At 56.6% G+C, this 19,805-nt stretch carries 16 protein-coding genes and 4 tRNA genes; 8 read left to right on the top strand and 12 right to left on the bottom strand.

Going from position 1 to position 19,805, the window contains the following annotated elements:
* Window positions 1-44: 44 nt before the first annotated feature.
* The 4 genes from NTD86_RS18715 to NTD86_RS18700 form a co-directional block, all read right to left on the bottom strand.
* Window positions 45-121, bottom strand: a tRNA-Asp gene (locus NTD86_RS18715).
* A gap of 19 nt (window positions 122-140) precedes the next feature.
* Window positions 141-216 (bottom strand) — tRNA-Val (locus NTD86_RS18710).
* Between the two features lie 216 nt (window positions 217-432).
* A tRNA-Asp gene (locus NTD86_RS18705) sits at window positions 433-509 on the bottom strand.
* A 19-nt stretch (window positions 510-528) separates the two neighbouring features.
* Window positions 529-604, bottom strand: a tRNA-Val gene (locus tag NTD86_RS18700).
* Between the two features lie 161 nt (window positions 605-765).
* Between NTD86_RS18700 and rdgC the strand changes: the two genes are divergently transcribed.
* From rdgC to sugE, 3 genes are all read left to right on the top strand, one after another.
* Window positions 766-1,686, top strand: a complete 921-nt coding sequence (gene rdgC, locus NTD86_RS18695; protein WP_048369798.1) for a recombination-associated protein RdgC — start codon at window positions 766-768, stop codon at window positions 1,684-1,686.
* A gap of 144 nt (window positions 1,687-1,830) precedes the next feature.
* Complete coding sequence (locus tag NTD86_RS18690; protein ID WP_262204359.1) at window positions 1,831-2,796, top strand: bile acid:sodium symporter family protein; 966 nt, start codon at window positions 1,831-1,833, stop codon at window positions 2,794-2,796.
* Window positions 2,797-2,914: 118 nt separating this feature from the next.
* The gene (gene sugE / locus NTD86_RS18685; RefSeq protein WP_262204357.1) at window positions 2,915-3,229 is read left to right on the top strand and encodes a quaternary ammonium compound efflux SMR transporter SugE; all 315 of its coding nucleotides are present in this window, start codon (window positions 2,915-2,917) and stop codon (window positions 3,227-3,229) included.
* A 78-nt stretch (window positions 3,230-3,307) separates the two neighbouring features.
* On the opposite strand, the gene NTD86_RS18680 is transcribed toward sugE, so the two are convergent.
* From NTD86_RS18680 to NTD86_RS18670, 3 genes are all read right to left on the bottom strand, one after another.
* Window positions 3,308-5,182, bottom strand: a complete 1,875-nt coding sequence (locus NTD86_RS18680) for an MFS transporter (protein WP_262204512.1) — start codon at window positions 5,180-5,182, stop codon at window positions 3,308-3,310.
* A 134-nt stretch (window positions 5,183-5,316) separates the two neighbouring features.
* Window positions 5,317-6,468 (bottom strand): TDT family transporter, encoded by a 1,152-nt coding sequence (locus tag NTD86_RS18675; RefSeq protein WP_262204355.1) that lies wholly within the window; start codon window positions 6,466-6,468, stop codon window positions 5,317-5,319.
* Between the two features lie 120 nt (window positions 6,469-6,588).
* Window positions 6,589-7,785, bottom strand: coding sequence for an MFS transporter (locus NTD86_RS18670; RefSeq protein ID WP_262204353.1), 1,197 nt, complete (start codon window positions 7,783-7,785; stop codon window positions 6,589-6,591).
* Window positions 7,786-7,873: 88 nt separating this feature from the next.
* Here NTD86_RS18670 and NTD86_RS18665 point away from each other — a divergent pair, with 88 nt between their 5' ends.
* Both NTD86_RS18665 and NTD86_RS18660 read left to right on the top strand, forming a co-directional pair.
* Window positions 7,874-8,419 carry a TetR/AcrR family transcriptional regulator gene (locus NTD86_RS18665; RefSeq protein WP_262204351.1) on the top strand — a complete coding sequence of 182 codons (546 nt, stop codon included), beginning with the start codon at window positions 7,874-7,876 and terminating at the stop codon, window positions 8,417-8,419.
* Window positions 8,420-8,536: 117 nt separating this feature from the next.
* Entirely contained in the window at window positions 8,537-12,004 is a 3,468-nt protein-coding gene (locus NTD86_RS18660; protein ID WP_262204349.1) for a PAS domain-containing hybrid sensor histidine kinase/response regulator, read from the top strand.
* Window positions 12,005-12,063: 59 nt separating this feature from the next.
* Here the strand turns inward: NTD86_RS18660 and rmuC are convergent, their stop codons facing one another.
* On the bottom strand, window positions 12,064-13,428 hold the full coding sequence (gene rmuC / locus NTD86_RS18655) for a DNA recombination protein RmuC (protein ID WP_262204511.1): 1,365 nt from the start codon (window positions 13,426-13,428) through the stop codon (window positions 12,064-12,066).
* Window positions 13,429-13,600: 172 nt separating this feature from the next.
* On the bottom strand, window positions 13,601-13,924 hold the full coding sequence (locus NTD86_RS18650) for a sel1 repeat family protein (RefSeq protein ID WP_262204347.1): 324 nt from the start codon (window positions 13,922-13,924) through the stop codon (window positions 13,601-13,603).
* 963 nt (window positions 13,925-14,887) lie between these two features.
* Between NTD86_RS18650 and NTD86_RS18645 the strand changes: the two genes are divergently transcribed.
* From NTD86_RS18645 to NTD86_RS18635, 3 genes are all read left to right on the top strand, one after another.
* The gene (locus NTD86_RS18645; RefSeq protein ID WP_262204346.1) at window positions 14,888-15,112 is read left to right on the top strand and encodes a hypothetical protein; all 225 of its coding nucleotides are present in this window, start codon (window positions 14,888-14,890) and stop codon (window positions 15,110-15,112) included.
* A 265-nt stretch (window positions 15,113-15,377) separates the two neighbouring features.
* Window positions 15,378-15,857, top strand: coding sequence for a hypothetical protein (locus tag NTD86_RS18640; RefSeq protein ID WP_262204344.1), 480 nt, complete (start codon window positions 15,378-15,380; stop codon window positions 15,855-15,857).
* 146 nt (window positions 15,858-16,003) lie between these two features.
* Entirely contained in the window at window positions 16,004-17,284 is a 1,281-nt protein-coding gene (locus NTD86_RS18635) for an OmpP1/FadL family transporter (protein ID WP_262204342.1), read from the top strand.
* Window positions 17,285-17,368: 84 nt separating this feature from the next.
* On the opposite strand, the gene NTD86_RS18630 is transcribed toward NTD86_RS18635, so the two are convergent.
* The 3 genes from NTD86_RS18630 to NTD86_RS18620 all read right to left on the bottom strand — a co-directional run bounded on the left by NTD86_RS18630 (window position 17,369) and on the right by NTD86_RS18620 (window position 19,768).
* Window positions 17,369-17,920, bottom strand: coding sequence for a glutathione peroxidase (locus NTD86_RS18630; RefSeq protein ID WP_262204341.1), 552 nt, complete (start codon window positions 17,918-17,920; stop codon window positions 17,369-17,371).
* 174 nt (window positions 17,921-18,094) lie between these two features.
* Window positions 18,095-19,303, bottom strand: a complete 1,209-nt coding sequence (locus NTD86_RS18625) for an MFS transporter (protein ID WP_410016994.1) — start codon at window positions 19,301-19,303, stop codon at window positions 18,095-18,097.
* Window positions 19,304-19,354: 51 nt separating this feature from the next.
* Complete coding sequence (locus NTD86_RS18620; protein ID WP_262204339.1) at window positions 19,355-19,768, bottom strand: MarR family winged helix-turn-helix transcriptional regulator; 414 nt, start codon at window positions 19,766-19,768, stop codon at window positions 19,355-19,357.
* Window positions 19,769-19,805 lie beyond the last annotated feature (37 nt).

The raw sequence follows: 19,805 nt of genomic DNA, 5'->3' as shown, positions 1-19,805 counted from the left end.
CTTTCTGTGGATCACAAGCGTTCAAGGGGCTTGTGTTCCGAATATGGCGCAGCGGACGGGACTCGAACCCGCGACCCCCGGCGTGACAGGCCGGTATTCTAACCGACTGAACTACCGCTGCGCGTAACACTGAAAGCGAATGGTGGGTGATGACGGGATCGAACCGCCGACCCTCTGCTTGTAAGGCAGATGCTCTCCCAGCTGAGCTAATCACCCTTTCACTTCACTTTCGTTGCGGGGAGCATTCTCTCACACTTTTTTGTGTAAGTGGTTGTTTTTATTCAGGTTTTTTAAAACCGTTTAAAAACACCGTTTCCAACGCCCTGCATCTTTGATTCAACAGCACGCTGCCAAATCGAAGCCTTTCAAGAAAACCTGCATTCAGCGGATCTTCTCAACCACAAGCGTTCAAGGGGCTTGTGGTACAAAAAATGGCGCAGCGGACGGGACTCGAACCCGCGACCCCCGGCGTGACAGGCCGGTATTCTAACCGACTGAACTACCGCTGCGCGTAACACTGTGAGCGAATGGTGGGTGATGACGGGATCGAACCGCCGACCCTCTGCTTGTAAGGCAGATGCTCTCCCAGCTGAGCTAATCACCCTTTCACTCTCGGTGTGGCGCGCATTCTACGGAGCGACCTATAGTCTGGCAAGCACTTTTTAAAATAATTTTCTTATGCGCGACAAAGGCTTAGCGCAGGGTTGGCCTATGAAGGCTATCAAGCGAATAATGCCCTCTTTGTATAAAGGAGTGATTCACCTCATGTGGTTCAAAAACCTGCTTATCTATCGCCTGACCCAAGATCTGCCTTTTGATGCGCAGGTGCTGGAAACGGCACTGGCCACCAAACCGGCCCGCCCGTGTGCAAGTCAGGAATTAGCCACCTACGGTTTCGTCGCCCCTTTCGGTAAAGGCGAAGACGCACCGCTGGTTCACGCCAGCCAGGACTTCCTGCTGATTGCCGCCCGTAAAGAAGAACGCATCCTGCCAGGCAGCGTTGTGCGTGATGCATTAAAGGAGAAGGTCGAAGAGATCGAAGCCGAGCAAATGCGCAAGGTCTATAAGAAGGAGCGTGACCAGCTCAAGGATGAAATCATCCAGGCCTTCCTGCCGCGTGCCTTTATTCGCCGTTCGGCCACCTTTGCCGCCATCGCGCCAAAACAGGGCCTGATCCTGGTCAACGCCTCCAGCCCTAAACGCGCCGAAGACTTGCTGTCTACCCTGCGTGAAGTGATCGGCTCGCTGCCGGTTCGCCCGCTGGGCGTAAAAGTCGCGCCAAGCGCCACCATGACCGAATGGGTCAAAACCCAAAAAGCGGCCGACAACTTCTTTGTGCTGGACGAGTGCGAGCTGCGCGACACCCACGAAGACGGCGGGATTATCCGTTGCAAGCGTCAGGATCTGACCAGCGATGAAATCCAGCTGCACTTGAGCACAGGCAAGGTCGTGACCCAACTGTCGCTGGCCTGGCAAGACAAGCTGTCGTTTGTGCTGGACGACAAACTGGTGGTCAAGCGCCTGAAATTTGAAGACTTGCTGCAAGATGAAGCCGAACAGAACGGCGGTGACGACGACCTCGGCCAACAAGACGCCAGCTTCACGCTGATGATGCTGACCTTTGGCGAGTTCTTGCCGCAGCTGTTTGAAGCCCTGGGCGGTGAGGAAATTCCGCAGGGGATTTAAGCGCTCTGCCTCTGTAGCTGCCGCTTCGGCTGTTTTGAAAAGGTCTGCCGGGCCTTTGATAGAAACGGGTTACCAAGTAACCCTTCGCAGCCTGCGGCAGCGACTACAGTGCTCTGCCACACCACAACCATAATAAGGAACACCATGCGTGCACTTGCTGCTTTAAGCCGCTTTGTCGGTAATACCTTTGCTTATTGGGTGCTGATTTTTGCCGTGCTGGCGTTTCTGGAGCCTGGTTGGTTTATCGGCCTCAAAGGCGCCATCGTGCCGCTTCTGGGTCTGGTGATGTTCGGCATGGGCCTGACCCTCAAACTCGATGACTTCGCTGAAGTCGCCCGCCACCCGTGGCGTGTTGCGCTGGGCGTAGTCGCTCATTTCGTGATCATGCCCGGTGTGGCGTGGTTGCTCTGCCAGATTTTCCACCTGCCGCCCGAGATCGCCGTCGGGGTGATTCTGGTGGGCTGCTGCCCAAGCGGTACGTCTTCCAATGTCATGACCTGGCTGGCGCGGGGCGATCTGGCACTGTCGGTTGCGATTGCTGCCGTGACCACCCTCCTCGCGCCGTTGCTGACCCCAGCGCTGATCTGGCTGCTGGCGTCGGCCTGGTTGCCGGTTTCATTTATGGAATTGTTCTGGTCGATCCTGCAGGTGGTGCTGTTGCCCATTGTGCTTGGGGTATTGGTACAACGCTTGCTTGGAGCCAAGGTGCATTTCGCAGTCGATGTACTGCCGCTGGTGTCAGTGATCAGCATTGTGATTATCGTCGCGGCGGTGGTTGCCGCCAGCCAGGCGAAAATTGCCGAGTCGGGCTTATTGATCATGGCCGTTGTCATGCTGCATAACAGCTTTGGCTATGTGCTCGGCTACTTCACCGGACGCCTGTTCAAACTGCCGCTGGCCCAGCGCAAATCCCTGGCCCTGGAAGTCGGCATGCAGAACTCAGGCTTGGGCGCCGCATTGGCCAGTGCGCACTTTTCGCCCCTGGCGGCGGTACCCAGTGCACTGTTCAGCGTGTGGCACAACATTTCGGGGGCGTTGCTTTCAACATATTTCCGCCGGATGAGTGAAAAAGACGAAGGATTAAACGAAAACCAGCGGACTGCGGACTGAAAACTCGGGGTTGATCGTCAGAAAAATCGTGTGCAATATAGTGCGCAGCGCAGGGACGACCCTGCGACTCATCGAGTGATAAATCTGGGGACGACCCCATCAATAGATGGAGATAACCATGTCCTGGATCATTCTGTTTTTCGCCGGTCTGTTTGAAGTGGGCTGGGCCGTTGGCCTCAAATACACCGAAGGCTTTACCCGGCCGATCCCGACCGCACTGACGGTTGCGGCCATGTTGGTCAGCCTGGGCCTGCTCGGTATGGCCATGAAAGAACTGCCACTGGGCACTGCATACGCCATCTGGACCGGTGTTGGCGCTGTCGGCACGGTTATCGCCGGGATCATCCTGTTTGGCGAGTCCATGGCGCTGTTCCGGTTGGCCAGCGTTGCGCTGATCATTGCCGGGCTGGCCGGGCTGAAGCTCAGCACTTAAAAACCCAAGCAGGAGCTTGCCTCGCGATCTTCTGATCTTCTAAAAGATCGCGAGACGAGCTCCTACACAGCAGTCACCTCACGCGATATCACCGCGCAACTCAGTCACTCGCTCACGCAGCAATTTTTGCGTGGCTTCGCCGGCCGGTATCGGCTCACCGGCCACCAACGTGACACGCGACCACAGACGGCGAAAAATGCCCTTGTTCGGGTCGCGGCTGAAAAAACTGCCCCACAAACCTTGCAGCGCCATCGGAACGACCGGCACCGGCGTCTCATCGAGGATGCGCTTGACCCCGGCCTTGAACTCACTGATCTGACCATCGCTGGTCAGCTTGCCTTCCGGGAAAATGCACACCAGTTCTCCGTCGTTCAAGTACTGGGCAATCTTTCTGAACGCCCGCTCATAAATCGCCTCATCTTCTGCCCGCCCTGCTATCGGAATAGCGCCTGCGGTACGGAAGATAAAGTTGAGCACTGGCAAATTATAGATTTTGTAATACATCACAAAGCGAATCGGACGACGCACTGCGCCGCCCATCAACAGTGCATCCACGTATGACACGTGATTACACACCAGCAAGGCGGCCCCTTCATCAGGGATGGCATCAAGGTTCTTGTGTTCAACCCGGTACATGGAATGACTGAGCAGCCAAATCATGAAGCGCATGGTGAATTCAGGGACGATTTTGAAGATGTAGGTGTTCACCGCAATGTTCAGCAGCGATACCACCAGGAACAATTCGGGAATCGTCAGCTTGGCCAGGCTCAGCAACATGATGGTGACAATGGCCGACACCACCATGAACAGCGCGTTAAGGATGTTGTTGGCCGCGATCACCCGCGCCCGCTCGTTCTCTGCGGTACGCGACTGAATCAGCGCATACAGCGGCACGATGTAGAAACCGCCGAATATGCCCAGCCCAAGAATATCGAACAGCACCCACCAGGCCTGGCTAAAACCCAGTACGCCAAGCCAGTCGTTGGCCTGGATGTTTTGCGGCATGTGCCCCGAATGCCACCACAACAGCAGACCGAACACTGTCAGGCCAAATGAGCCAAACGGCACCAGGCCGATTTCGACTTTGCGCCCCGAGAGTTTTTCACAGAGCATCGACCCCACAGCAATGCCCACCGAGAACACGGTGAGAATCAACGTGACCACGGTTTCATCGCCGTACAGCCACTCTTTGGCGTAGGCCGGAATTTGCGTGAGATAAATGGCCCCGACAAACCAGAACCACGAATTGCCGAGTACAGAGCGCGAGACAGCAGGCGTCTGATTCAAACCCAGGCGCAACGTGGCCCAGGTTTCACTGAAAATGTTCCAGTTCAGCCGCAGGTCAGGCGTATCAGCTGCAACGCGCGGTATCGCCCGGCTGGCCAGATAACCGAGGACAGCCACCAAGATGATCGCCCCCGACACAATCACCGTGTAGTTGTGTGATGAGAGCATGATCCCGGCGCCAATGGTGCCCGCCAGAATCGACAGAAAGGTCCCCATTTCAACCAGACCATTACCGCCTACCAGCTCATCGTCATGCAGGGTCTGCGGCAGAATCGAGTATTTGACCGGCCCGAACAGCGCCGAATGGGTCCCCATGGCAAACAGAGCGACCAGCATCAAGGTCAAATGATCGAACGCAAAACCGATGGCGCCGACGCCCATGATCGCGATTTCGCCCAGCTTGATCAGGCGAATCAGTTGGTCTTTGGGGTACTTTTCACCCAATTGCCCGGCCAGTGCCGAGAACAGAAAGAACGGGATGATAAACAGCAACGCACACAGGTTGACCCAGATACCGCGGTCTCCCTCGATGTTCAACTTATAAAGAATGGCGAGGATCAGCGACTGCTTGAACAGGTTGTCATTGAGCGCGCCCAAGGACTGGGTCACGAAGAACGGCAAGAAGCGACGCTTGCCGAGCAAACTGAACTGCGAAGGGTGACTCATCATCCATTTACTCAAGTTGCGCCGGAGGCTTTCTCATTGGAGTGTGGTTTTAACACTCAAGACACAACCTTGCCCGGGTTCTGTAACGAAAAACGTCAAATTTAGTTTTTTCGCACAGAACCCAGGCACATGGCTTACTTCTTTAATCCAGCGATGCACGGCGACACAAACAGCTCCCCGCGCCAGGCACCTTTGACGGTGCGCGAACCGACGATAAACCACATCAGTGCCAGCATCGTAACCAGTACACAGCCTGCCACATCGAAGAAGCTCAGATGCAGGACATGACCCAGCCGCAAGGTTGCCAGCGAGTACACACCCAGCGGGAAGGTGAAGCCCCACCAGCCCAGGTTGAACGGAATACCGGCGCGCAGGTAGCGGATAGTGATCAGCACTGCCATCAGAATCCACCACAGGCCGAAGCCCCAGAGCGCGATACCCGAGATCAAGCCGAGGCCCTCGGCAATTTCACCGATGCCGGCAAAACCATTCGCGGCAAAGATCGCGGGGGAATCGCCGCCCAGCAAGAGCATCCCCAGCGCACCGGTACCAATCGGCCCCAAGGCCAGCCAGCTTGAGGCTGCCATGTTTGCGTGGGGCAACTTATGCAGCGCCATGCGCAACATCAATATGGTCAGGATGCTGAACGCCACCGGCACCGAAAACGCCCACAGCACATAGCTGGTGATCAAGACATGGAACTGCATGATCGGGTCCACCAGATGCGGCGCGAGCAAGCCGCCACTGGCTGCGGCAACTTCTGACGCCACCACCGGCAACAGCCAGACTGCCGTCATCTGGTCGATGCTGTGGTCCTGACGAGTGAACATCATGTAAGGAATCATCACCCCGAACGCCAACGACATCGCCACATCCAGCCACCACAGCACATGGGCCACGTGGACCATGTCACTGCCCCAGCGCGCGACGCCGAACAACAGAAAACCATTGATGATGGTCGCCAGGCCCATGGGGATGGTGCCGAAAAACATCGACACGGTGGAATGGCCAAAGATCCGTCGCGCCTCATCGAAGTACAACACCCAGCGCGCGCCGTAGAGCAGGCTGAACACAATGAACAGACCAATATTGAACAGCCACAGGCCTTCGGCGATGGCATGCAAGCCAGGGATCTGCACTGGCAATTGAGCCAGCGCGAGCGCCAGCACCCCCGTACCCATGGTCGCGGCAAACCAGTTGGGGGTGAATTGGCGAATCATTTCACGCGGGTGCTGCAATTGGCTTAAAGGCCGAAAGTCGGCTTTGGCGGTTGTGGTGCAATTCATGGGCTCCTCCTGTTCCTCTTGTGAGGTAGTGCAAGAGTAGAACTGAATCGAATATCTATATAACGGGTAATTTCTCTAACTGTTATCTGTTTTACCTATATAAGTCCGAAAGGCGCAGACTCAAGCCTTGCACGGATGGGCAGCACGTCTGAAGAACAACGCCAGCAACGCTGCGAGCGCCAACGCAATCAACACCACACTGAAACCATCAGCCGTCGCCACCAGGCCAAAAGTGCGCGTCAGATTGCCCACCAGCAACACCGGCAGACTGAACGCCAGATAGCTCAGGATATAAAAGGCCGACATCAGACCTGCCCGTTCATGAGGCAGAGCCAAGGGCACGACACTGCGAATGCTGCCTAGAAAACCACAGCCGAAACCACTGCCCGCCAACCATGAGCCAAAGAAAAACAACTCGAGGTTGCCGGTGTGTACCGCCAGCATGATGGTGCTGACGCCCACCACCAGCAAACAGGCTCCCAGCGTCAGCACCCGCGTGGCCGATTGATTGCGCATCGTGAAAATCGCCATGGCACCACTCAGTGTGAGCACGGCCACCATCGCCCCGCCGACCAGATAAGAAGTTGACCCCGTGGCTGCACGGATCAGTGAAGGCACCAGCGCCAGATAAAAACCGCCCATTGCCCAGACCGCGACGTTCACCGGTAACACCAGCCACATCGCGGAACGGGCTTGTACAGGGATATGCAAACTGGGCCGTAGCGAAGTCAGCACGCCGGGTTGCGGGCTTACGCTTTCCGGCAGGCGCCAGACATACACGGCTTGCGCAGCCAGCAAACCGAGCAAAATCCAAAACGCCAGATGCAAGGGTTGTGGCGCAAATTCCACCAGCACACTGGTGCCAAAGGCGCCGCACGCCATGCCTACCAAAGGTGAGATGCTGTTGATCAACGGGCCTTGGAGGCGGTCGTTATCCAGCATCGCAGCGCCCAGCGAACTGGTTGCAATGCCTGTCGCGAAGCCCTGCAATACACGGGCAGCGATCAACCAGGTGACGCTGTCAGCCCCCAGAAACAACCCCATCGCCAGCATGTCGAGAATCAACGCAGAAAAAATGACTGGTTTACGCCCCAAATAATCCGACAATGAGCCCACTGTCAGTAGCGCCGTCAGCAGGCTCAAGGCATACACGCCGAAGATCAGGGTCAAGGTCGCCGCTGAAAAGTGCATGTTCTCCTGGTAAATACGGTACAGCGGGGTTGGCGCAGCCGAAGCCGCGAGAAAGGTCATGACGGTCAGCCCAAGAAATACCATGCTGGAACGGTTCGGCGACGCACTATCAATGCTGTTGGACATACACCCTCACTAAAGCTAAAAGTTTGCTTTTGTGGAGTGTGCGACGACCTACGGCTTAAAGCAAATTCTTTGTGTTAAGGTTTTACGCATGAACCAGCCTAAAGAAGTACGCACAGGTGGGCGAAGTGCCCGCGTACAAGAATCCATTCACACGGCAGTGCGCCAATTGCTCAAGGAACATGACCGTTCCGGCGTCACCGTACCCATGGTGGCAACGCTTGCAGGCGTGACCCCATCGACTATTTACCGGCGCTGGGGAGATTTGAATGTGCTCCTGGCCGATGTTGCCCTGGAGCGCATGCGCCCAGACACCGAGCCGCTGGCCACGGGGAGCCTGCGTGGGGACATCCAGGCGTGGGCCGAGCAATACCTGGATGAGATGAATTCAGAACCCGGCCGCAACATGATGCGTGACGTGCAATGCAGCCCGGTCAAAGGCACCTGCGTAAAAATCCTTGGCGCTCAGTTGCAGATCATCCTGGAGCGCCATCGCAATAACGTTGAAAAGCTACCGGACATTGACCGCCTGCTGAACGTCATCGTCGCCCCCGTCGTCTTTCGCATTTTGTTTGCAGAAGCGCCGCTGACTCTTGAGCAATTGAATGAACAGATCGATCTGGCACTGAGGGCCTGAACGCCCTGCGACGCTGGGCCGCGCTCAGACCATGGTCGACACTGACGCGGTTTGAACATCGTGCGAGACTAGGCTGCCGGGCTGGATCGCCCGGATCTTTTACGCTCAGGAGTCTTCATGTCGTTGTCCAGCGGGCTGATCGCCGCCGTCGCCCTGGCCTATATGGCCATTATGTTCGCCATTGCCTTTTATGGTGACCGGCGCAGCAAACCGCTGCCGCCGCGGGTTCGCGCGTGGGTCTACAGTTTGTCGCTGGCGGTGTACTGCACCAGTTGGACCTTCTTCGGCGCCGTAGGCCAGGCCGCCGAACAACTCTGGGCGTTCTTGCCGATTTATCTGGGACCGGTGCTGCTATTAGTGTGCGCACCGTGGGTCCTGCAAAAAATGGTGATGATCAGCAAGCAAGAAAACATCACCTCGATTGCCGACTTTATCGCCGCGCGCTATGGCAAATCCCAGTCGCTCGCGATTGTGGTGGCCTTGATCTGCCTGGTCGGCGTCCTGCCTTATATCGCCCTGCAACTCAAAGGCATCGTACTCGGCGTCAACCTGTTGATCGGGGCTGGGGCTGACGCTACGGGCACCCGCGCCCAAGACACCGCCCTCTTGGTGTCGCTGGTGCTGGCGCTGTTCACCATCGTGTTTGGCACCCGTAACCTCGACTCCACCGAACACCACCGGGGCATGGTGCTGGCCATCGCCTTCGAGTCGCTGGTCAAGCTGTTCGCGTTTCTCGCGGTCGGCGCATTTGTGACCTTTGGCCTGTATGACGGCTTCGATGACCTGTTCAGCCAGGCCATGCTGGCGCCACGCCTTGAAGCATATTGGCAAGAAACCATCAATTGGCCGTCGATGGTGGTACAAACCGGCGTCGCCATGATGGCAATCATCTGCCTGCCCCGGCAATTCCACGTGACCGTGGTTGAGAACATCGAGCCACAAGACCTGCGCCTGGCCAAATGGGTGTTCCCGGCTTATCTGATCCTGGCAGCCCTGTTTGTAGTCCCCATCGCGCTGGCTGGCCAGATGATGCTACCCAGTTCGGTGCTGCCAGACTCGTTCGTGATCAGCCTGCCGCTGGCCCAGGCCCACCCTGCACTGGCCTTGCTGGCCTTTATTGGCGGCGCCTCGGCCGCGACCGGCATGGTGATTGTCGCCAGCGTTGCGCTGTCGACCATGGTGTCCAACGACATGCTGCTGCCGTGGCTGTTGCGCCATAAAAACGCCGAGCGTCCATTTGAAGTGTTCCGCCACTGGATGCTGTCGGTGCGCCGCGTGTCGATTGTGGTCATTTTGCTTTTGGCGTATGTCAGCTATCGCCTGCTGGGCTCTACTGCCAGCCTTGCCACCATCGGGCAAATTTCCTTCGCTGCCGTGACCCAACTCGCACCGGCGATGCTCGGTGCGCTGTACTGGAAGCAAGCCAACCGCCGCGGTGTTTTCGCCGGGCTGGCGACCGGCACTTTTATCTGGTTCTACACCCTGGTGCTGCCGCTGGCCGCCCATAGCATGGGCTGGCACTTGAGTCATTTTCCGGGCTTGGCATGGCTGCATAGCAACCCGCTGGGCCTGCCGATTACTCCGCTGACACAGGGCGTAGTGCTGTCCCTGGCCGGTAACTTCACCCTTTTTGCCTGGGTCTCGGTGCTGTCACGTACGCGGGTGTCGGAGCACTGGCAGGCAGGACGTTTTATCGGCCAGGAAATCAGCAACCACCCCAGTGGGCGCTCGATGCTCTCGGTGCAAATCAATGACTTACTGACATTGGCGGCCCGCTTTGTGGGCGAAGAACGCGCCCGCCAGAGTTTTATCCGCTTCGCCTATCGCCAGGGCAAGGGCTTCAACCCCAACCAGAACGCGGATGGCGAATGGATCGCTCACACAGAACGCTTGCTGGCCGGGGTACTGGGTGCGTCGTCCACCCGAGCTGTGGTGAAAGCCGCCATTGAAGGCCGGGAAATGCAACTTGAAGACGTCGTCCGCATTGCGGACGAGGCGTCAGAAGTGCTGCAGTTTAACCGAGCGCTGCTTCAGGGCGCGATTGAAAACATCACCCAAGGCATCAGCGTGGTCGACCAATCCCTGCGACTCGTGGCCTGGAACCGCCGCTACCTGGAACTGTTCAATTACCCCGAAGGCCTGATCAGCGTCGGGCGCCCTATCGCCGATATTATTCGTCATAACGCCGAACGCGGCCTGTGCGGCCCCGGTGAAGCAGAAGTGCACGTGGCACGTCGTCTGCACTGGATGCGCCAAGGTCGTGCGCACACCTCTGAGCGGCTGTTTCCCAATGGCCGGGTCATCGAGCTGATCGGCAACCCGATGCCCGGCGGCGGGTTCGTGATGAGTTTTACTGACATTACCGCGTTCCGCGAGGCCGAACAGGCGCTCACCGAAGCCAACGAAGGCCTGGAACAACGCGTTGCCGAGCGAACCCGTGAATTGTCCGAGCTCAACCAGGCACTGATCGAAGCCAAGGGCACGGCCGAGGCTGCCAACCAATCGAAAACCCGTTTCCTGGCGGCGGTCAGCCATGACCTGATGCAACCCATGAACGCCGCACGACTGTTCTCCGCGGCCCTATCGCACCAGGAAGACTTAAGCCCTGAAGCACAAAAGCTGGTGCAGCACCTGGACAGCTCATTGCGTTCGGCTGAAGACCTGATCAGTGACCTGCTGGATATTTCCCGCTTGGAAAACGGCAAATTCACACCCGACATCAAGCCATTCGCAATCAATGACCTGTTCAACACCCTGGGCAATGAATTTACTGCCCAGGCCCAGGAGCAAGGCCTCAAGTTCAGGGTGCACGGCAGCCGTCTGCGGGTCAGCAGCGACATCAAGCTGCTGCGGCGTATCTTGCAGAACTTCCTGACCAACGCATTCCGCTACGCCAAAGGCCCGATATTGCTGGGGGTCCGCCGTCGTGGTCAGTACTTGTGCCTGGAAGTCTGGGATCGCGGCCCTGGCATTCCAGAGGACAAACTTCAGGTCATTTTTGAAGAGTTCAAACGTCTGGACAGCCATCAGACCCGCGCCGAGAAAGGCCTGGGCCTGGGCCTGGCGATTGCTGACGGGCTGTGTCGGGTACTCGGTCACAAGCTGCAAGTCCGCTCATGGCCGGGCAAAGGCAGCGTCTTCAGCGTCAGCGTGCCGCTGGCACAGGCGCAAACGACACCTAACGCCACGTCAGCGGTCCAAAAAAGCCAGCCCGTCACCGGCGCTCAAATACTGTGTATCGATAACGAAGACAGCATCCTGATCGGCATGCAGAGTTTGCTCACGCGCTGGGGGTGCCGGGTGTGGACCGCCAGAAACCGCGAAGAATGCGCAGCCTTGCTCAACGATGGCGTGCGCCCGCAACTGGTTCTGGTTGACTACCACCTGGACAACGGCGAGACCGGCACTGACCTCATGGGCTGGCTGCGCGCGCAACTGGGCGAGCCGGTGCCGGGAGTGGTAATCAGCGCCGATGGACGCCCGGAAATGATCGCTGAAGTGCATGCGGCGGGGCTGGAATACCTGACCAAGCCAGTCAAGCCTGCCGTGTTGAGGGCGCTGCTGAGTCGGCATGTGCCGTTGTGATCTGAACTTCGCCTGCCCCTGTAGCCGCTGCCTCGTGCCTCGACAGCGGCTACAAGACCTTACTCAGCCGGGTGGGCTACGCCGTTGATGTCGGTCATGGCCCGCTCCAGCAGGTCGGTTGGCAGACTTTTACTCGCCCTTGCGCCCAGCAATTTAAGCTGCTCGCTGCGGCTCACCAGATTGCCCCGACCGTCTGTCAGTTTGTTGCGTGCTGCTGCGTAGGCTTTGTCCAACTGCTGAAGACGATTGCCGACTTCATCCAGGTCCTGAATAAACAGCACAAATTTGTCGTACAGCCAGCCGGCTCGCTCAGCGATTTCTCGGGCGTTCTGGCTTTGACGTTCTTGCTTCCACAGGCTGTCGATCACCCGCAACGTCGCCAGCAGCGTAGTGGGGCTGACGATCACGATATTGCGATCAAAAGCTTCCTGAAACAGGTTGGGTTCGGCTTGCAGCGCTGCAGAAAACGCTGCTTCGATTGGCACGAACAGCAACACGAAATCCAGGCTGTGCAGGCCTTCCAGGCGCTTGTAGTCTTTGCCTGCGAGGCCTTTAACATGGTTACGCAACGACAGCACATGCTGCTTGAGCGCCGCCTGTGCAATCACGTCATCGTCGGCCCCGACGTACTGCTGATACGCCGTGAGACTGACCTTGGAATCGACCACCACCTGCTTGTCGCCCGGCAACAGGATCAACACATCAGGCTGAAAACGCTCACCGTCCGGCCCTTTGAGGCTGACCTGGGTTTGATATTCACGCCCCTTTTCCAACCCGGCATGCTCAAGCACTCGCTCCAGAATCAGCTCGCCCCAGTTGCCCTGGGTCTTCTGCCCTTTAAGGGCACGCGTCAGATTGGTGGCTTCATCACTCAGGCGCAGGTTGAGTTGCTGAAGACGCTCAAGCTCTTTGCCCAGTGAGAAGCGTTCACGGGCTTCTTGCTGATAGCTTTCTTCAACACGCTTTTCAAAGGACTGAATTCGCTCTTTGAGCGGGTCGAGCAGTTGGCCGAGGCGCTCATTGCTGGTCTGCGCAAAACGTTGCTCGCGCTCATCGAAAATCTTGCCGGCCAATTCCGAAAACTGCGCGCGCAATTCATCACGCGAACCTTGCAGGTCGCTCAAGCGCTGCTGATGGCCTTCCTGCTGCTCACGCAACTCGGCACTCAGCCCAGCAGCCTGGGCATCCAGACGGCGCAGCTCGGCTTCTTTTTGCGCACGTTCCAGGTTCCAGGCATGGGAAGCATCGCGCGCGTTGTCGCGTTCCACTTGCAACAGTTCGACTTCACGGCGCAGCGCCGCCAATTCGGCCTGCTTGGCCGTGTTGGCTTGCCCCAGGTCACTGATTTCATCGCGGCTGGCATCCAGTTGTGCACTCAGGCCTTCCTGGGACAACTGGGCCATATTCAGGCGCTCTTCAAGCAGGTTCAACTCGGCCTGATGCCCACTGGCGCGCCGCTGCAATTGCCAGACAAGCACCAACAAGGGCACGCCTGCCAACGCCAAACCCAGCAAAATGCTGCTCTGGTCCAGGGCCATAACCACTCCGCACAAGGTAAAAGAGCAAGGTTAACCAAGCTTGGGAAACGAAGACAGCTCAGTCTTCGATCTTGCTCAGTTCCTGCTGGGCCACACGATCACCGGCACGCGCTGCCTGACGCAACAGTTCCTGGCCAATTCGTTTGTCCCGCGAGCTTCCGCAATCACGGCACATCAACTGCCCGAGACGGCTCTGAGCGAGTACCACACCTTGGCGGGCGGGCTGCTTTAGCAAGTGTCCGGCCACTTGCTTGACGCTGGGCTTGGCCCCGAGATGCGGGTTGTCCAGTAACCAGACCGCAATCCGCAAGGAAAAACGCTTGGGCGCTACTGGCGAGGTGCTGGAGCGAGTAGCAGAGGAAGTAGCTGTGCGAAACTTCATAAAACACTGTAGGGCAGAACAGAAGGCGCGCCACTCTACTCCTTTTTTCGCTGGGGTAAAGCCGAAAAAAGTCTATACCCGCGATCTAGAGCAAGCGCTTGGGACAATCCACAGATCCTGTGGATAAGTCAGTGGACAACCCCCGTTTGCCCCCCGCAAACCCCCACCCTACGGGGCCTAGAGTCAAACTGTCGATTTTTTCACCAATTAAAAAAAACGATGTTTTTCATTGACTTAAATTTGTGGAACAGGCTAGCCCCCGGCTGCTATCTACCCTGTAGTCGAATATGTTGGTTGTGTTGCACGTGTGCAAAAGATCACGCTCAGGGGCGTGATTCGGGCCATTCAGGGGCTAAATATGTAGGACTGTGCACCCCTAAATGCACCTGTACGAGAGACTTGAACGGCCGATAGCCCGTGTCGAATGCACTGGAATACTGCCAAAAACCGGCTAATAACAGACCTTCGGGCACTGATCTAATCATCTGCCAACTCAAGTTTTTTGCTAGCACACTTGCATTTAAATTTTCAACTCGATAGTATCCGCAGCGTTAGTACCAAGCTGAAAGTCAATTCGGGCCGAACAAATCCCCTAGCAAACCCTTCAAATAGAGGTTGCGCTAATAACATGGGATCGACCCCCTCGATGGTTTCCAGGTAAATCTTGTGCCGATACTGCCTTTGAATACACAAAGGGTATCGCGAAGCCCCTTACTCTGACCGAACCAACCTGCAAATTGATCAGGATCTTCACCCGGAGCACGGAACCTTAGCTCCTGTTGTGATTGCCTGCCCTCCTAAGTACCTACCTGCCAGCCCAAGCGCCACATACTTTATGCGCTCCAAACTGGCGGCTTTGTTCCAGACAGGTTCTTCGTCCCGCCATAGATGGCCCGACGTTACTGGAACGTTTTAACGCAGCACAGATCATATCTGTGTCTTTTGTAGGAACATCTAATAACTATGAATACTCAAATCCAGACTCAGGATGCCATTCGCACCCTAACCAACGCTTTTGCTCCAATGAACTGCCTGATCATGGCCGCTCGCAAAGGCTGCTTCAGCTTCACCGTGGTCAACGAACACGGCATCGCCCGTCATAGCGAACGCCTCTATCCCGAGCAATATTCCAGCGCTGAACCGCTGCAAGCCGTGATAGAGCGCACGCGTCAGGCCCTGATCGCCTGAGACCCGCAAGCGTTTACCAACAAGCCCTGCCTGAAAAGCAGGGCTTTTTGCTGCCTGTCATTTAAGAAATATCCAGCATCGCTTAAGTACTTGCGGATATATCGCGAACACCTTGAAGCTACAAATGATTTAAAAACAGAGCATTACAACAAAGATATGACACTACACTTCAACTCAAGCGGTATTTTCCGCTTCCGGCGTGCCCATACGACTCACCGCTGCCAAGCGCTTGGGCGTCGCCGGCCATTTAACGATCGAGGACAGTATGGGGATCGCGGCCAGGGAGTTGAGCCTTTATGTCATCCGGCCAACACTTCTCTATCTGGGTCAAAACAACCCGGATGCAGAAGCTTTGTTACTGGGTGTTGCTGCCAGTCAATCAAATTTAGGCGCGGCACTGCACAATCGACGTGGCCATGGTCTTTACTGCATTCGCGAACTGCGGCATTGCGCGTTGTGGGACCACTACCTGGCCCACAACCCGGAGCTGGCAAGCCTGGTACGCGGGCTAGCCAGTCAGCATGCCTTTCTTGGCAACCCTCATCTGGAACTTACCGTCAACCTGCGTTACGCCACAGCAATCGCCTGGCTACTCATAGAGGAGCAAGAAACCATCATTCCCCATGCCAATGACCTGCCCGGCATGGCCAGACTGTGGCGCCAAGTGTTTGAGCCTCAAGGGCGTTTGCGAGATTTCACAGCTGCCTGGCGCAGTTGTATTACACCTCTCAGCCTGGCGGCTTGAGATTTTTATCCATAAACAAAAAAAGCAAATGATCTAAAACTGGTCGGATTGTCCTACAAAACATCGTTATCTTCTGCGATTTAGCCTATAGCGCTCTCCTAAAAATGTTGGTAGCTTTCGTCCGGTGATCAAAAGGAGTTCTAATAATGAAAAAAGTAATGCTCAAGACCACACTTAGCCTCGCCGTCACTTTGGCTTCCAGCCAGATTTTCGCAAGCGGCTTCGCCCTCAACGAACAAAGCGTTAGCGGTATGGGGACCGGCTTCGCAGGTCGTTCATCCTCAGCTGACGATGCCAGTACCGTTTTCGGTAACCCTGCCGGTATGTCCCGCCTTGAAGGACAGCAAGTCACGGGCGGTATTGCCGTAATCGATGCCTCGACTGATATCAAGAATGCTTCTGGCAAGTACCCAGGCAGCAACAAAGGTGACATGGTTCCATTCACCGGCGTGCCAATGGGTTTCTACACCAACAAACTCAATGATCAGTGGGCTATCGGCTTCGGTGTGTACGCACCATTTGGTCTGGTCACCGACTACGAACACGGCTTCCAGGGCCGCGCCTTCGGTAGCAAAAGTGAAGTTAAAGTCGTCACGCTGCAGCCAACCGTCAGCTACGCCTTCAACGATCGCGTTTCGGTAGGTTTCGGCCCGACCATCAACCGTATTTCGGGCACCCTGGAATCCGACATCACCATCGACCCTCGCCTGGGTGACAACAATGTGAAGATCAAGGGCGACGATACCGCTCTGGGCTTCAACATTGGCGTACTGGTACAAGCGACCGATACCACCCGCATTGGCTTGACCTACCACTCCAAGGTCGATTACAAGCTCGACGGCCACACCGAGATCTCGGCAAGCCCAGGTACAAGCGCGTTCGGTTACCTGCAGAACGGCCGCTATGACGCCTCTCTGAAGATCGCAACGCCAGAGTCCTATGACCTGTCTCTCACGCAAGACATCAATGACGCCTGGAAAGTCTATGCCGGTACCACCTGGACCCGCTGGAGCCGCCTGAAAGACATCACCGTCAACAACAAAGGTGTCACTGCTGCAGGTGGCGCTCTCGCCCCGACGCTGTTCACCAGCATCAAGGAAGAGCAAAACTGGCACGACACTTGGGCCTACGCCATCGGTACTTCGTATCAGTTGAACAAGCAGTGGACACTGCGTACTGGTCTGACCTGGGACCAATCGCCTACCAACAATGAAAATCGCTCGCCACGTATTCCTACCGGCGACCGTACGATTTTCAGCATCGGTGCAGGCTATGCGGTCAATGAAAACCTGGTTATCGACGCTGCCTACTCTTACCTGAAAGAAGAGTCGGTCAAGGTCCATGACTCCAACGCACTGAACAACTACAGCGCCAAGTACGAAAACAGCGCTAACGGTTTTGCTGTCGGTGCAACGTACAAGTTCTAAACCTTCGCGAGTCTGAATACCTCGCAGGCTGAACTAAAAAAGCCCCGCTCTCTGATTGAGGCGGGGCTTTTATTTATGTAGGAATCAGGACTTTGAGGCTATGGCTTTTTCTATAGCTTCAATCAATTCCGGGTTGTCCGGTTTGGTCAGGCTGGAAAAACTGGCAATCACGTTGCCTTTACGGTCCACCACATACTTGTAGAAATTCCACTTTGGCGCGCTGGTTTGCTGGGCCAGGACCTTGAACAAGTGGGTGGCATCGTCACCGCGCACCTTCTGCGGCTCAGTCATGGTGAACGTTACGCCGTAATTGACGTAGCACACCTTGGCAGTTTCTTCGCCATCTTTGGACTCTTGCTTGAAGTCATTCGACGGCACGCCGATCACTTCCAGACCTTGCCCCTTGAAACGCTGATTCAACGCCTCAAGCCCCTTGAACTGCGGTGCGAAGCCGCAAAAGCTCGCAGTATTCACAATCAATAAAGGCTTGCCAGCAAACTGCTGACACAAGTCGATCGATTCTTTGGCGCGCAACTTGGGCAACGAGCCTTCCAGCAAGGATGGGCAGTCAGCCGCCCAGGCAGAACCGGCGCACGCTAACAGCAGAACAGGCATCGCAATCCAGCGCTTTAGCATTATCAATGTCCTTTAATGAGGGGCAGGCAGTGAACTTACTCGCCCCTGCAAGGGACTAGCAAGCGCCCATGCCTAATTGTAACAACGCCAATCCACCCTGATGCCAGCCCCACCAACACAGGGCCAGCAACAAAAAGCCCGCACTGACAGCGCCCAGCCAAAGCCAAGTCGAGTTCACACCATGCTCCCTTGTGTTTGCAAACGCGCCACTGGACGCTCTCGGACCGGCCAGTTCAGGGCTGCAGCCAACAGGCTGAGCAGGATAGAACCTTGCCAGATCAGCTCGTAACTGCCGGTTTGATCATAGACCACACCGCCCAGCCAGCCGCCCAGGAATGCGCCCAACTGGTGGAACAGGAAGACGATACCACCCAGCATCGACAAATTGCGCACGCCAAACAGGGTGGCCACGGTACCGTTGGTCAGCGGCACGGTCGAAAGCCACAAAAAGCCCATGACCATGCCAAACACGTAAGCGCTGAACTGTGTCACCGGCGCCCACAGAAATAGAACGATCACTACGGCGCGCGCCAGGTACAAGGCCGTCAACAAACGCGGCTTGGACATGCGACCGCCCAGCCAACCAGCCGTGTAGGTGCCGAAGATATTAAACAGGCCAATCAATGCCAGCACCGTGGTGCCCACTGTGGCGGGCAAATGCTGATCGACCAGATACGCCGGCAGATGGATGCCGATAAACACCACCTGAAACCCGCACACAAAAAAACCAAACGCCAGCAACCAGAAGCCCGAGTGCGTGCACGCTTCGCGCAGCGCTTCCTTCAATGTTTGCTCGCCGCCCAGGCTGGGCATAGGACGGTCTTTAAGCATACTCACCAACGGCACGATCAACGCCACCAGTAGCCCCAAGACCAACAAGGCCGACGACCAGCCGAGCCAGCCGATCAACCCCAAGGTCCCGGGCAACATGGCGAACTGGCCAAAGGAGCCGGCTGCGCTGGCGATCCCCATGCCCATGCTGCGTTTTTCCGGGGGCAAGGCGCGACCGACCACCCCCAGAATGACCGAAAACGAAGTGCCCGACAGACCAATACCAATTAACAGGCCGGCGCTGAGGGACAACGTCAGCAACGAATCCGACATGCCCATCAACACCAAGCCGACGGCATACAATACGCCACCAATGATCACCACACGGGCAGCTCCAAAGCGGTCGGCCAAGGCGCCGGTAAACGGCTGAGCCAGGCCCCAGATCAGGTTCTGCAAGGCAATGGCGAAGGCAAAGACCTCGCGGCCCCAGCCAAACTGCGCACTCATGGGAGGCAGGAAAAGCCCAAATCCGTGCCTGATCCCTAGAGACAGCGCCAAGATCAACGCACTGCCCAGCAGTACCCACCCGCTCGTCCGCCACACCGATGTCATTGTTATTCTCCTGATGCGGGTATATACCCATTCTTATTCTTAAAACGGGTGCTAATCGACACCCGCCAGTTCATCCAGTAACTGCACCAGCTGTGCACGCCGGTCTTCCCCCAAACGCTCGACCAACCGTTGCTGTGCCGCCTCCCATGCCGGCCAGGCCGCAGTGAAGCGTTTCTCCCCTTCTTCGGTCAGGCACACTAGCCGATTACGGTGGTCCTGCCCTTCAGACAACTTAACCAGCCCGGCACACTCAAGCACCCGCAGGTTACGCCCCAGCGTACTGCGATCCAGCCCCATGGCTTCGGCCAGACTGGAAATGCTCGGCTGATCAAGTCGCTTGAGATTGCTCATCAAGGAAAACTGGGCGACGTTTATTCCGAAGCCATCCAGGGCCCCGTCGTAATGTCGGCTGATGCCCCGCGAAGCACGTCGCAGGTTAGTGCATAAACACAGGGTTGGTAACATTTTGTATGTATATACCCGCAAGTCAGGAGAATCAAGA

The organism is Pseudomonas sp. 7P_10.2_Bac1, assembly GCF_025465935.1.
Lineage (GTDB): Bacteria > Pseudomonadota > Gammaproteobacteria > Pseudomonadales > Pseudomonadaceae > Aquipseudomonas.
The sequence above is the reverse complement of the archived record's forward strand: the minus strand, read 5'-3'. Positions and strand labels throughout refer to the sequence as shown.

What these genes read in the sequence shown, in the direction of transcription:
- NTD86_RS18675 (WP_262204355.1), bottom strand. Translation starts at nt 6,468, where the DNA reads ATGAATTGCACCACAACCGCCAAAGCCGACTTTCGGCCTTTAAGCCAA.
- NTD86_RS18680 (WP_262204512.1), bottom strand. Translation starts at nt 5,182, where the DNA reads ATGAGTCACCCTTCGCAGTTCAGTTTGCTCGGCAAGCGTCGCTTCTTG.
- NTD86_RS18640 (WP_262204344.1), top strand. Translation starts at nt 15,378, where the DNA reads ATGGGGATCGCGGCCAGGGAGTTGAGCCTTTATGTCATCCGGCCAACA.
- sugE (WP_262204357.1), top strand. Translation starts at nt 2,915, where the DNA reads ATGTCCTGGATCATTCTGTTTTTCGCCGGTCTGTTTGAAGTGGGCTGG.
- NTD86_RS18620 (WP_262204339.1), bottom strand. Translation starts at nt 19,768, where the DNA reads ATGTTACCAACCCTGTGTTTATGCACTAACCTGCGACGTGCTTCGCGG.
- NTD86_RS18635 (WP_262204342.1), top strand. Translation starts at nt 16,004, where the DNA reads ATGAAAAAAGTAATGCTCAAGACCACACTTAGCCTCGCCGTCACTTTG.
- NTD86_RS18650 (WP_262204347.1), bottom strand. Translation starts at nt 13,924, where the DNA reads ATGAAGTTTCGCACAGCTACTTCCTCTGCTACTCGCTCCAGCACCTCG.
- NTD86_RS18630 (WP_262204341.1), bottom strand. Translation starts at nt 17,920, where the DNA reads ATGCTAAAGCGCTGGATTGCGATGCCTGTTCTGCTGTTAGCGTGCGCC.
- NTD86_RS18670 (WP_262204353.1), bottom strand. Translation starts at nt 7,785, where the DNA reads ATGTCCAACAGCATTGATAGTGCGTCGCCGAACCGTTCCAGCATGGTA.
- NTD86_RS18665 (WP_262204351.1), top strand. Translation starts at nt 7,874, where the DNA reads ATGAACCAGCCTAAAGAAGTACGCACAGGTGGGCGAAGTGCCCGCGTA.
- NTD86_RS18690 (WP_262204359.1), top strand. Translation starts at nt 1,831, where the DNA reads ATGCGTGCACTTGCTGCTTTAAGCCGCTTTGTCGGTAATACCTTTGCT.
- NTD86_RS18660 (WP_262204349.1), top strand. Translation starts at nt 8,537, where the DNA reads ATGTCGTTGTCCAGCGGGCTGATCGCCGCCGTCGCCCTGGCCTATATG.
- NTD86_RS18645 (WP_262204346.1), top strand. Translation starts at nt 14,888, where the DNA reads ATGAATACTCAAATCCAGACTCAGGATGCCATTCGCACCCTAACCAAC.
- NTD86_RS18625 (WP_410016994.1), bottom strand. Translation starts at nt 19,303, where the DNA reads ATGACATCGGTGTGGCGGACGAGCGGGTGGGTACTGCTGGGCAGTGCG.
- rdgC (WP_048369798.1), top strand. Translation starts at nt 766, where the DNA reads ATGTGGTTCAAAAACCTGCTTATCTATCGCCTGACCCAAGATCTGCCT.